This window comes from Kushneria indalinina DSM 14324, assembly GCF_003385845.1.
In the GTDB taxonomy this organism is placed as follows: domain Bacteria; phylum Pseudomonadota; class Gammaproteobacteria; order Pseudomonadales; family Halomonadaceae; genus Kushneria; species Kushneria indalinina.
Genome location: NZ_QRDJ01000006.1, coordinates 545718 through 557840, shown reverse-complemented (window position 1 = coordinate 557840; position 12123 = coordinate 545718). Strand labels below are relative to the sequence as shown.

At 58.5% G+C, this 12123-nt stretch carries 8 protein-coding genes; 1 reads left to right on the top strand and 7 read right to left on the bottom strand.

Going from position 1 to position 12123, the window contains the following annotated elements; translation table 11 throughout:
- Window positions 1-45: 45 nt before the first annotated feature.
- On the top strand, window positions 46-1062 hold the full coding sequence (gene gpgF / locus C8D72_RS02580) for a glucosaminyl phosphatidylglycerol flippase (RefSeq protein WP_115852833.1): 1017 nt from the start codon (window positions 46-48) through the stop codon (window positions 1060-1062).
- 75 nt (window positions 1063-1137) lie between these two features.
- Here gpgF and sucD read toward each other — a convergent pair whose 3' ends face one another.
- The 7 genes from sucD to sdhA all read right to left on the bottom strand — a co-directional run bounded on the left by sucD (window position 1138) and on the right by sdhA (window position 12123).
- Entirely contained in the window at window positions 1138-2010 is an 873-nt protein-coding gene (gene sucD / locus C8D72_RS02575; protein WP_115852832.1) for a succinate--CoA ligase subunit alpha, read from the bottom strand.
- On the bottom strand, window positions 2010-3176 hold the full coding sequence (gene sucC, locus C8D72_RS02570; RefSeq protein WP_115852831.1) for an ADP-forming succinate--CoA ligase subunit beta: 1167 nt from the start codon (window positions 3174-3176) through the stop codon (window positions 2010-2012). The genes sucD and sucC overlap by 1 nt, the downstream gene beginning before the upstream one ends.
- A 119-nt stretch (window positions 3177-3295) precedes the next feature.
- Complete coding sequence (lpdA, locus tag C8D72_RS02565) at window positions 3296-4732, bottom strand: dihydrolipoyl dehydrogenase (protein WP_115852830.1); 1437 nt, start codon at window positions 4730-4732, stop codon at window positions 3296-3298.
- Window positions 4733-4830: 98 nt separating this feature from the next.
- Complete coding sequence (odhB, locus tag C8D72_RS02560; protein ID WP_115852829.1) at window positions 4831-6498, bottom strand: 2-oxoglutarate dehydrogenase complex dihydrolipoyllysine-residue succinyltransferase; 1668 nt, start codon at window positions 6496-6498, stop codon at window positions 4831-4833.
- A gap of 70 nt (window positions 6499-6568) precedes the next feature.
- On the bottom strand, window positions 6569-9412 hold the full coding sequence (locus tag C8D72_RS02555; protein ID WP_115852828.1) for a 2-oxoglutarate dehydrogenase E1 component: 2844 nt from the start codon (window positions 9410-9412) through the stop codon (window positions 6569-6571).
- A 211-nt stretch (window positions 9413-9623) separates the two neighbouring features.
- Window positions 9624-10334, bottom strand: a complete 711-nt coding sequence (locus C8D72_RS02550) for a succinate dehydrogenase iron-sulfur subunit (protein WP_115853583.1) — start codon at window positions 10332-10334, stop codon at window positions 9624-9626.
- A gap of 16 nt (window positions 10335-10350) precedes the next feature.
- Entirely contained in the window at window positions 10351-12123 is a 1773-nt protein-coding gene (gene sdhA, locus C8D72_RS02545) for a succinate dehydrogenase flavoprotein subunit (RefSeq protein ID WP_115852827.1), read from the bottom strand.

Sequence of the window (12123 nt, the reverse complement as noted above, 5' to 3'; positions counted from 1 at the left end):
CTGATGCCTGTCCGGATATGAACCACTCCCTGATCAGTTAACGTCATGAAAAGAACTCTCTGGCTGCTGGTAGCAGGCCTTTTTGCCGTCATGGCAATTCCCGTGCTACTGGGCGGACGTGATCTATTGCATCTGCTTCCCGGCTTTCCGCCAGGCATCTTCGCCCTGATGCTGGGCATGGTCCTGCTGTGCTGGCTGCTCAATGGCGCCAAGCTCAGGGTCCTGCTGGCCGGACGCGCCGGTGAAATGGGGCTCATGCGCGCGACCGGCACGGTCATGGCCACGGAATTTGCCATCTGTGCCACGCCCGGTGGCAGCGGCGGGCCTCTAACGCTGATCGCCCTTTTGACCCGTCGTGGCGTACGCCCGGCGCAGACCACGGCCATCTTTGCCGTGGATCAGATTATCGATCTGCTGTTTTTCTTGTGCTCGATGATCGCCATGATGATCTACGTCATCACCCGCTCCATTGATGCCCGTCTGGGCTGGATGCTGGTCCTGCCGATGACCCTTTTGTGTCTGGCGCTGCTGGGCGTGATATTGATGGGTCGCTACCACCGCCGCTTTCTGGTGGTGTCCGGCAGACTGTTGAGCAAAATGAAGGTCAGCCCGCGACTCCAGCAAAAAATGGTTCGGCGTATCCTGCTTTTCAAAAAGGCCTTCACCGAAACCCTGCGCCTGCCGCGCTCGGCGCTGGCACTGGCCTTTGGATTGGGCATCGTGCACTGGATCGTGCGCTACAGCATTTTGTTCGTCACGCTGTACGGTCTGGGTCAGCATCTGGACTGGGCATGGACCTTTCTGGTGCAGATGCTGTCCATGGCGGCCGGTCAGCTGACGCTGCTGCCGGGCGGCGCCGGGGGCGCCGAGCTGTCGTCATCGGCACTGCTGGCGCCAATGGTCGGACAGAGCACGGCAGCGGCAGCCATTCTGATCTGGCGCGCGGTCACCTACTATTTTTATCTGATCGCAGGCGCACCGGTTTTCATGATGATGGCCGGCAGGCCGCTGCTGAAAAAGGTCTTTGAGGGCCGCAAGGCCGAAAAGCCCTCGGACATCTGATTGGCGAGTCTGAAAAACGCTCAAAAAAAGGGGGCCGGATGGCCCCCTTTTTTGTCTTTTCGCTCGTGGGCGACCTTACCAGCCGGTCGCTTCCTTGAGCTTGTCACCGATTTCTGCCAGCGAACGCACGGTACGAACGCCTGCCGCTTCAAGCGCCTGGAACTTGTCGTCCGCAGTGCCCTTGCCGCCGGCAATGATGGCGCCAGCATGGCCCATGCGCTTGCCTGGAGGTGCGGTCACGCCTGCAATGTAGGCGACTACCGGCTTGGTCACGTGCTCCTTGATGTATTGAGCCGCTTCCTCTTCAGCCGTACCGCCGATCTCACCGATCATGACGATGGCTTCAGTCGACGGATCCTTCTCGAACATCTCAAGGATGTCGATGAAGTTGGAACCCGGAATCGGGTCACCGCCGATGCCGACACAGGTGGACTGACCAAAGCCGTGATCGGTGGTCTGCTTGACCGCTTCATAGGTCAGCGTGCCGGAACGCGAGACAATACCCACACGGCCGGGCTTGTGAATATGGCCGGGCATGATGCCGATCTTGGACTGACCCGGTGTGATGACACCCGGGCAGTTGGGACCGATCAGACGAACGCCCAGCTGATCACACTTGACCTTCACATCCAGCATATCCAGCGTCGGGATGCCTTCAGTGATGCAGATGATCAGCTTGATGCCGGCATTGGCGGCTTCAAGGATGGAGTCCTTGCAAAAGGCAGCCGGCACATAGATGACGGTCGCTTCAGCACCGGTCTGCTCGACGGCTTCAGAGACGGTATTGAACACCGGCAGGCCAAGGTGGGTCTGACCACCCTTGCCCGGCGTGACACCACCGACCATGTTGGTACCGTATTCCATGGCCTGTTCCGAGTGGAACGTGCCCTGACCACCGGTAAATCCCTGGCAGATGACCTTGGTGTTCTTGTCAATCAGGATACTCATTATTTGCCCTCCGCTGCTTTAACCACCTGTTGCGCCGCATCGGTCAGGCTGGTTGCTGCAATGATGTTGAGGCCGCTTTCGGCAAGCTTTTGCGTGCCCAGCTCGGCATTGTTGCCTTCAAGGCGAACCACCACGGGCACGTTAACGCCAACCTGCTCTACCGCGCCCATGATGCCTTCGGCGATCATGTCGCAGCGCACGATACCGCCAAAGATGTTGACCAGTACGGCCTTCACCGAAGTATCGGACAGGATGATCTTGAACGCTTCGGCCACGCGCTCCTTGGTGGCGCCGCCGCCGACATCAAGGAAGTTGGCCGGCTGGCCGCCGGAGAGCTTGATGATGTCCATCGTGCCCATGGCAAGGCCTGCGCCGTTGACCATGCAGCCGATGTTGCCATCAAGCGCTACATAGTTGAGCTCCCATTTCTGGGCATTGGCTTCGCGCTCATCTTCCTGACTGGGGTCACGCATCTCTTCAAGATCGGGATGGCGATACAGCGCGTTGCTGTCCAGGTTGATCTTGGCGTCCAGGCAGTGCAGATCGCCGCTTTCAGTGATGACCAGCGGGTTGATCTCCAGCAGTGCAAAATCCTTGTCGGCAAACATCTTGGCCAGACCCAAAAAGATTTTGGTGAACTGCTTGATCTGGTCCTTGTTCAGGCCCAGCTTGAATGCCAGCTCGCGCGCCTGGTAGGGCTGTGCGCCGACCAGCGGATCGATCTCGGCCTTGAGAATCTTTTCCGGTGTCTCTTCAGCCACCTTCTCGATCTCGACGCCGCCTTCGGTAGAGGCCATGAACACGATACGACGTGAACCACGATCCACGACCGCACCCAGATACAGCTCGGTGGCGATATCGGTGCAGTTTTCGACCAGAATCTTCGTGACCGGCTGGCCCTTCTCATCTGTCTGATAGGTGACGAGCTGCTTGCCCAGCCACTGCTCGGCGAAGGCACTGGCGGCCTCCGGGCTTTCTACCAGCTTGACACCGCCTGCCTTGCCACGACCACCGGCATGCACCTGTGCCTTGACGACCCAGCGGTCCCCGCCAATTTTCTGGCATGCCTTGGCTGCTTCTTCGGGGGTATCTACCGCGTACCCCTTGGAGACCGGCAGGCCATAATCAGCAAATAACTGTTTTGACTGATACTCGTGAAGATTCATCGTCTCATGCCATTGGTTGCATTGGACTCGATCAATGAGATGACAGCAGTAAGCCCGTCATCTCATCCCGATTCACCCTGGCCGCGGCCAGGGCGAGGTTCAACGTCAATGTCGGTGCATTAACGCTTTTTGCGGTTCGCCATATGAATGGCGTGGCCTTCCACTGCCAGCGCCGCTTCATGAACGGCCTCGGACAGTGTCGGGTGGGCAAAGCAGGTCAGTGCCAGATCTTCGGCGCTTGAGCCAAACTCCATGGCAATCACGCCCTGAGCAATCAGCTCACCGGCGTGCTGGCCGATAATATGGACGCCCAGAATGCGGTCGGTGCTGGCGTCGGTGACAACCTTGGCCATACCCTCAGTGGCATTGTTGGCCATGGCGCGGCCGCTGGCCGAGAACGGGAACACGCCCGACTTGACCTCGAAACCTTCTTTTTTCGCCTGCTGCTCACTCATGCCGACCCAGGCAACTTCCGGGGCGGTATAGATGACGCTGGGAATGGCGTCATAATTCATCTGGGCCTTTTCGCCATGGATGATGTCAGCGACCATCATGCCCTCTTCCGAACCCTTGTGCGCCAGCATCGGGCCGCGAACCACGTCGCCGATGGCAAACACGCCCGGCGCATTGGTCTGGCAGGTGTCATCGACCTGAATAAAGCCGCGCTCGTCCAGCTCAACGCCGGTACCGTCGGCCAGCAGGCTCTGGGTATAGGGACGACGACCGACGCAGACGATCAGCTTGTCAAACGTCTGCTCCTGTTCACCGTTGCTGTCGGTATACTTCACGACAACTTCGTTGTCCTTGATGTCGGTGCCGGTAACGCGGGCGCCCAGACGAATATCAAGGCCCTGCTTGCCCAGAAGCTTTTTGGTTTCCTTGGCGATCTGATCATCGACCACCGGCAGGAAGCTGTCCATGGCCTCAAGGACGGTGACGTCACTACCCAGACGACTCCACACGCTGCCCAGCTCAAGGCCGATCACACCGGCACCAATGACGCCGAGACGCTTGGGCACTTCCTGAAATTCCAGTGCACCGGAAGAGTCGACAATCAGACCTTCAGTCAGCGGTGCCGGCGGGATCTCGACCGGCACACTGCCGGAGGCGATGACCACATTTTCGGCCTCATACGTCTCGCTGTTGCCGTCGTGGTCGGTGACTTCGATCTTCTTGCCCGGATGCAGCTTGCCCGTACCTTCAAGGGCGGTCACACCGTTGGCCTTGAAAAGCGCACTGATGCCACCGGTCAGGTTGGCAACGGTCTTTTCCTTGCGGGCCATCATCTTTTTGACGTCCATCTGAACGTCACTGACTTCGATACCCAGCTCGCTGTATTCATCGCGAGCTTCGACATACTTGTGGGACGTTTCCAGCAGCGCCTTGGAGGGGATGCAACCCACGTTCAGACAGGTGCCACCATGTACGGTCTTGCCACTCTTGTTGACCCACTTTTCAACGCAGGCCACTTTCATGCCCAGCTGGGCAGCACGAATTGCGGCAACATAGCCTCCGGGGCCAGCGCCGATCACGATGACATCAAATTTGTCAGCCATGTGTATCCCTGTTTGGTTCATGATCGATCACCCTGCGCGCAGCCGGTGATCGTAATAAAACAATCCGCCCGGTACAGGACCGGGCGGGATCAACAAGCTCAAACGTCCAGCAGGAAACGCGCAGGATCCTCAAGCAGGCTCTTGATGGCCACGAGGAACTGAACCGCGTCCTTGCCATCGATCATGCGGTGGTCGTAGGAAAGCGCCAGATACATCATCGGGCGAATCTCGACCTGGCCGTTGACCGCCATCGGACGCTCCTGGATCTTGTGCATTCCCAGTATCGCCGTCTGCGGCGGATTGAGAATGGGCGTTGACAGCAGCGAGCCGAAGATACCGCCATTGGTAATGGTAAAGGTACCGCCCTGCATGTCTTCGATGCCGAGCTTGCCATCACGGCCACGCTTGCCGAAATCACCGATATTCTTTTCAACATCGGCAAGCTTCATGGCATCCGTATCACGCAGCACCGGAACCACCAGACCGCGCGGCGTGGATACGGCAACGCCGATGTCCTGATAGCCGTGATAGACGATATCGGTCCCGTCGATGGAGGCGTTGACATCCGGGAAGCGCTTGAGTGCTTCGGTTGCCGCCTTGACGAAAAAGCCCATGAAGCCGAGCTTCACATCATGCGCCTTCTGGAAATCGTCCTTGTACTGGCTGCGCAGGGACATGACCGCGCTCATGTCCACCTCGTTATAGGTGGTGAGCATGGCCGCGGTCTGCTGAGCCTGAACCAGCCGCTTGGCGATGGTCTGACGCAGACGGCTCATCGGGACGCGCTGTTCGGGGCGATCACCCTGAATGGCCTGTGTGGCCGGTGCAGCCGCCTCTCTGGAAACGCCCGGGCCACTGGAGGCAGCCGGTTTTTCGCCACTGCTCTTTTCGCCGCCACCCTTTTTGGCACTGCCGGCCTCAACCGCTTTCTGTACGTCTTCCTTCAGGATGCGACCCCCCTTGCCGGTGCCCTCGATCCTGTTGACGTCCAGATCGTGCTCGGCCACCAGCTTGCGTGCCGCCGGTGCCAGCACCTTGTCGCCGACCTTTTCATCCTGTTCGGTATTGGCATCACCCGATTCGGCCTGACTGTCGTCGCCGCGGGATTCGGCAGAGGCGCCGGCAGCATCGCCACCGCCCTCGCCAAAGCGTGCCAGCACCTGCTCGGAAGTTACCTGACTGCCTTCGTCGGCAAGAATTTCGGTCAGGGCCCCGTCAGAGGGGGCGACCACTTCCAGCACCACCTTGTCGGTTTCAATCTCTGCCAGCACTTCATCGCGCTTGACCGGATCACCGACTTTCTTGTTCCAGTTGGCAACGGTGCCTTCCTGAACGGACTCGGGGAAGGATGGCGCCTTGACGTCGACCGAAGTGCCGGAAGTGGCCGGCTTGTCGCCGCCGCTTTCGCAGGACTCGGCAGGCTTGTCGGAAGAAGCCTTGCTTTCGGCTGCCTTGTCTTTCTTGTCCTGTCCGCCTTTTTCCTCGTTTTTCGCATTGGCAGAACCCTCGTCCTGCTTCGCAGACTGGCTGCCGTCACCCAGACGACCCAGTACCTGTTCGGACTGGCAGGTTTCGCCCTCCTCAACAGTGATCTCTTCTACCGTGCCATCGGCGGGTGCCACGACTTCAAGCACCACCTTGTCGGTTTCGATTTCGACGATCAGTTCGTCACGCGAGACACTGTCGCCCGGCTTCTTGTGCCAGGTCGCTACAGTCCCTTCCGCGACGGATTCGGGAAAGCTTGGCGCCTTGATGTCTGTTGCCATGATTATTCCTTAATATCCTCTACTCGGTAGCCGGCAATCGCGGCACTCATGTTCCTGAGCTTTCAGGCGCTCAACCGTTGAACGCCTTGTCCACCAGCGATCGCTGCTGCTCACTGTGCACTGCCATGTATCCCGCTGCAGGTGCTGCCGATTCGGCACGGCCTGCAAAACCAAGCTCGCCGCCAAGTCCCGGGTTTACCTGATCGGCTACCTTGCGCATGTGGTGCTGGCTTTGATACCAGGCGCCCTGGTTTTTGGGCTCTTCCTGACACCAGATCACACGCTCGAGGTTGGTGTAGCTTTCGATGGCAGCCAAAAGCGACTCTTCCGGGAACGGATAGAGCTGCTCGACACGGATGATGGCCGTATCAAAACGCTCGTTTTCGACGCGCCATGTGGCAAGGTCGTAATAGACCTTCCCGGAACAGAAGATCACGCGCTTGACCTGCTCGGCCTCCAGCCTGCCCTGATCGGGGATGACCATCTGGAAGCGACCATCGGAAAGCTCTTCCAGTGTGGACGTCGCATCCTTGTGGCGCAGAAGGCTTTTGGGCGACATGATGATCAGGGGCTTGCGCAGCCCGCGAACAACCTGACGTCGCAACAGATGGAAAATCTGCGCCGGTGTGGTCGGTACACAGACCTGCATATTCTCTTCGGCACACAGCTGCAAAAAGCGTTCGAGACGCGCCGAGGAGTGCTCGGGGCCCTGCCCCTCGTAGCCATGGGGCAGCAGTAGGGTCAGACCGCACAAACGGCCCCACTTGGTTTCACCGGATGAGATGAACTGATCGATGACCACCTGAGCGCCGTTGGCAAAGTCACCAAACTGCGCCTCCCAGGCAATCAAGGCATTGGGCGTGGTCGTGGCATAACCGTACTCAAAGGCCATCGCCCCCTCCTCGGACAGGAAGGAGTCATAAATCATGAAGTCCGGCTGATTGGGCTTGAGGCGACAAAGCGGTGTCCAGAGCGAACCGTCCTTCTGGTTATGCACGACGGCGTGACGATGAGAGAAGGTACCCCGTCCGGTGTCCTGCCCTGTCAGACGGACTGGATGGCCCTGATCGATCAGCGTGGCGTAGGCCAGGGTCTCCGCAAAACCCCAGTTAATGCCCAGACTGCCGGCGATCATCTTGCGACGATCTTCGTACACCTTGGCCACCTGGCGTTGCGTGTCGACATCATCGGGGATGTCACACATCTTGGTCGCCAGTTCCTGCATGCGCTTGAGATCGAAGGACGTATCGGATTCACCGGTCCAGCGGTGCCCCAGGTAAGGGGTCCAGTCAACAAAGAGGTTGCTGTTGGGCTCCTGTACCAGCGCATTGGCAACATGATTACCGCTATCGAGATCTTCTCGATAGGCGTCGATCAGGCCTTTCACCTCATCTTCGTCCAGCACGCCCTCTTCGACCAGACGACGGGCATAGAGCGTACGAGAGCTGTCATGGCTCTTGATCTTCTGATACATGAGCGGCTGTGTGCCGGAAGGCTCATCCGCTTCATTGTGCCCGCGCCGGCGATAGCAGATGAGGTCGATCACCACATCCTTCTTGAACTGCTGGCGATAGTCGATGGCGACCTGCGTGGCGTGCAGCACTGCGTCGGGATCATCACCGTTCACGTGGAAGATGGGCGACTGCACCATCTTGGCGATATCGGTGCAGTACTCGGTCGAGCGCGCATCATCGCGACGAGAGGTCGTAAACCCGACCTGGTTGTTAATGACAATGTGGACCGTGCCGCCTGTCTTGTATCCCCGCAGCTGCGACATCTGGAAGGTTTCCATGATGACGCCCTGGCCCGCCACGGCAGCATCGCCATGCACGACCAGCGGCAACACCTGATCGCCCTCGCTGTCCTCACGACGGTCCTGACGCGCCCGCACGGAGCCCTCAACCACCGGAGTGACAATTTCAAGGTGCGATGGGTTGAAGGCCAGTGCCAGGTGCACCTCTCCACCCGGGGTCATGACGTTCGAACTAAAGCCCTGGTGGTACTTCACATCCCCGGAGCCGTGTTCGATCATCTTCTTGCCATCGAACTCGTCGATCAGCTCACTCGGGCTTTTGCCAAGGATATTGACCAGCAGGTTGAGACGGCCGCGGTGCGCCATGCCGATGACAACTTCACGCACCCCGTAGTTGCCCGAGCGCTGAATCAACTCGTCAACCATGGGAATGAAGCTTTCACCCCCTTCCAGACCAAAGCGCTTGGTGCCCGGATACCGACTGGCAAGGTAGTTTTCAAGACCCTCTGCTGCCGTCAGACGCTCCAGCACATGCTTGCGCACGTCTGCCGAGTAATCGGGTTTTGAGCGTACCGATTCAAACCGCTGCTCAAGCCAGCGCTTTTCTTCGGTATTGACGATATGCATGAACTCGCAGCCAATCGAGCGACAATAGGTCTGCTCCAGTGCCTGCATGATTTCCTTCAGGGGGGCGCTGTCCTTGCCAATGAACAGGGAACCGGTCTGAAACTCGGTATCCATGTCGGCATCGGAAAGCTGGTGAAAGGAGAGCTCGAGGTCGGGGACGGTTTCAGCAACACGTAGCCCCAATGGATCAATGTTGGCCTTTTGATGGCCCCTGAACCGATAGGCGTTGATCAGCTGAAGGACACGGACCTGCTTGCGGTTGACTTCTTCGTTTTCAGCGGTACCGGACGCCACCGGAGCCAGTGAACGACGCTCACGCGCGAGGTGATAGAACTGATCGCGAATCGGGGCAAGGGGAACGTCCCGGGAAGGGCCACCATCATAGCCGGGGAGGCTGTCAAAGTACTGTCGCCACTCATCAGGGACAGACTGAGAATCGGAAAGATACTGTTCGTAAAGCTCTTCTACGTAATGGGCGTTGCTCCCGCTCATGTGCGAGGTGCGCCACATCAACTCCATTATGCCTTCTTGCATCGCTCGATCACCCTGGGTCTGGGGTGGGGTCAGTGATCGCAGTGGGTGCGACCACCTTGATGTAAATCACGAATCGCGCTGTATATCTTTGACCCGATCTACCGGGCCAGTGTCAAAGCTCGGACTCGAAAGACTACCGCCGCCCCGCAAGGCGACGGCAGACTTTCAATGATAACAAGCAAGGCCTGTCATATTAAGCAAAAACCGACGTTCACGCGGTATTGCGCACCAGCATTTCACGGATCTTGCCAATGGCTCGAGTCGGATTGAGCCCCTTGGGACAAACGTTGACACAGTTCATGATGCCGCGACACCGGAATACGCTGAATGGATCATCCAGTTCCGATAGACGGTCCTGTGTGTGCGTATCACGAGAGTCGGCCAGGAAACGATAGGCCTGCAGCAGACCGGCAGGCCCCACAAACTTGTCAGGATTCCACCAGAAGGAAGGACAGGACGTCGAGCAGCAGGCGCACAGAATGCACTCATAGAGGCCGTCGAGCTTGTCACGATCTTCCGGCGACTGCAGACGCTCAATGGACGGCGGACGCTCATCGTTTTGCAGATAGGGCTGAATACGCTCGTACTGCTTGTAAAAGAGCGACATGTCGATGATCAAATCACGAATGACAGGCAGCCCCGGCAAGGGACGCAGTACCAACCGGTTGTCCTTGACGACTTCCGACAGCGGTGTCACGCATGACAGACCATTCTTGCCGTTCATGTTCATGCCGTCAGAGCCGCATACACCTTCACGGCAGCTGGCACGATACACCAGCGAACTGTCCTGCTCCTTGATGATCTGCAGTACGTTGAGCACCATCAGATCGCGTCCCTGAGTATCGACTTCGAAGTCCTGCATCCAGGGCGCATCGTCGCTTTCAGGGTTATAGCGGTAAACGGAGACCTGTAATGTCGACATATGGGTCATCCCCTCATCAATAGGTACGAATTTTGGGCTGGAACGTATCGACGGTCTTCGGTGAGAAGTTGACATCACGCTTGGTCAGCGTCTTGTCCGTCGGATGATAGACCGAGTGTTTCAGCCAGTTTTCATCGTCACGATCGGGGTAGTCCTCACGCGAGTGAGCACCACGACTTTCGCGTCGCTCAAGGGCCGCAATGGCGGTCGCCTCGGCAACTTCCATCAGGTTGTCCAGCTCCAGGGCCTCGATACGGGCAGTATTGAACATGTCTGACTTGTCAGGCAGCCAGGCATTGGCAATACGCTCGCGCAGGTCCTTGAGTTTTTTCACGCCTTCCTGCATGTTGTCTTCCTTGCGGAAAACACCGAAGTTGTTCTGCATGATGGTCTGCAGGTCGCGCTTGAGCTCGGGCACCGTCTCGCCACTGCCCGATTCATTCCAGCGGTTCAAACGTGCCATGGCACCATCGATGTCCGACTGGGAGGCTTCCATGTACTCGATGCCCTGATTGAGGGTCTCCTCGATGTGCATGCCGGCGGCACGGCCGAAAACCACCAGATCCAGCAGCGAGTTACCACCCAGGCGGTTACTGCCGTGTACGGACACACAGGCCACCTCACCACAGGCGAAGAGACCGTTGATGACCTGATCGTTGCCGTCGGCGTCGACCGTCAGCGCCTGTCCGTGCACGTTGGTCGGGATACCGCCCATCATGTAGTGACAGGTTGGAACAACCGGAATCGGCTCCTTGACCGGATCAACGTGCGCAAAGGTACGAGAGAGCTCCACGATCCCCGGCAGACGCTTCATGAGAACGTCTTCACCCAGGTGATCCAGCTTGAGCATGACGTGATCGCCATTCTCGCCGCAGCCACGCCCTTCCAGCACTTCAAGCACCATCGAGCGTGCTACCACGTCACGACCGGCCAGATCCTTGGCATTGGGCGCGTAGCGCTCCATGAACCGCTCGCCATCCTTGTTGATCAGATAGCCGCCTTCGCCACGACAGCCCTCCGTCACCAGGGTGCCGGCGCCGTAAATGCCGGTCGGGTGGAACTGCCACATCTCGATGTCCTGCACCGGGAAGCCGGCCCGCAGGGCCATGCCAATACCATCACCGGTATTAATCAGGGCATTGGTAGTGGAGGCATAAATGCGGCCGGCACCGCCCGTGGCCAGTACGGTGGCCTTGGCCTTGATCATGACGGTCTCGCCGGTTTCCATGCAGATCGCGATGACGCCGACCACATCGTTATTGGCGTTGCGTACCAGATCAACGGCATACCACTCGTTGAGAAAGACCGTATTGTTCTTCAGATTGTTCTGATAAAGGGTATGCAGCAGCGCATGCCCGGTACGGTCTGCCGCCGCACAGGTTCTGGCTGCCTGGCCGCCCTTGCCGTAGTCCTTGGACTGCCCGCCGAAGGGACGCTGATAGATGCGCCCATTGTCAAAGCGGGAAAAGGGAAGGCCCATGTGCTCGAGCTCGAATACGGCCTTGGGCCCTTCGTTGCACATATATTCGATAGCGTCCTGATCACCGATGTAATCGGAACCCTTGACGGTGTCATACATGTGCCAGCGCCAGTCATCGTTCGGGTCGGCACTGCCGATGGCACAGGTGATACCGCCCTGGGCGGAAACGGTATGGGAGCGGGTGGGAAAGACCTTCGACAGCACTGCCGTCTGTTTGCCGGACTGTGCCAGCTGCAGCGCTGCGCGCAGACCGGAACCGCCGCCACCGATGATGATGGCGTCGAAGGTCAGGGTACGTAACTGTGTCAT

Excerpts from the sequence above, each read along its gene's own strand:
- sucC (WP_115852831.1), bottom strand. The coding sequence starts at position 3,176 with ATGAATCTTCACGAGTATCAGTCAAAACAGTTATTTGCTGATTATGGC.
- C8D72_RS02550 (WP_115853583.1), bottom strand. The coding sequence starts at position 10,334 with ATGTCGACATTACAGGTCTCCGTTTACCGCTATAACCCTGAAAGCGAC.
- C8D72_RS02555 (WP_115852828.1), bottom strand. The coding sequence starts at position 9,412 with ATGCAAGAAGGCATAATGGAGTTGATGTGGCGCACCTCGCACATGAGC.
- sdhA (WP_115852827.1), bottom strand. The coding sequence starts at position 12,123 with ATGACACAGTTACGTACCCTGACCTTCGACGCCATCATCATCGGTGGC.
- gpgF (WP_115852833.1), top strand. The coding sequence starts at position 46 with ATGAAAAGAACTCTCTGGCTGCTGGTAGCAGGCCTTTTTGCCGTCATG.
- odhB (WP_115852829.1), bottom strand. The coding sequence starts at position 6,498 with ATGGCAACAGACATCAAGGCGCCAAGCTTTCCCGAATCCGTCGCGGAA.
- sucD (WP_115852832.1), bottom strand. The coding sequence starts at position 2,010 with ATGAGTATCCTGATTGACAAGAACACCAAGGTCATCTGCCAGGGATTT.
- lpdA (WP_115852830.1), bottom strand. The coding sequence starts at position 4,732 with ATGGCTGACAAATTTGATGTCATCGTGATCGGCGCTGGCCCCGGAGGC.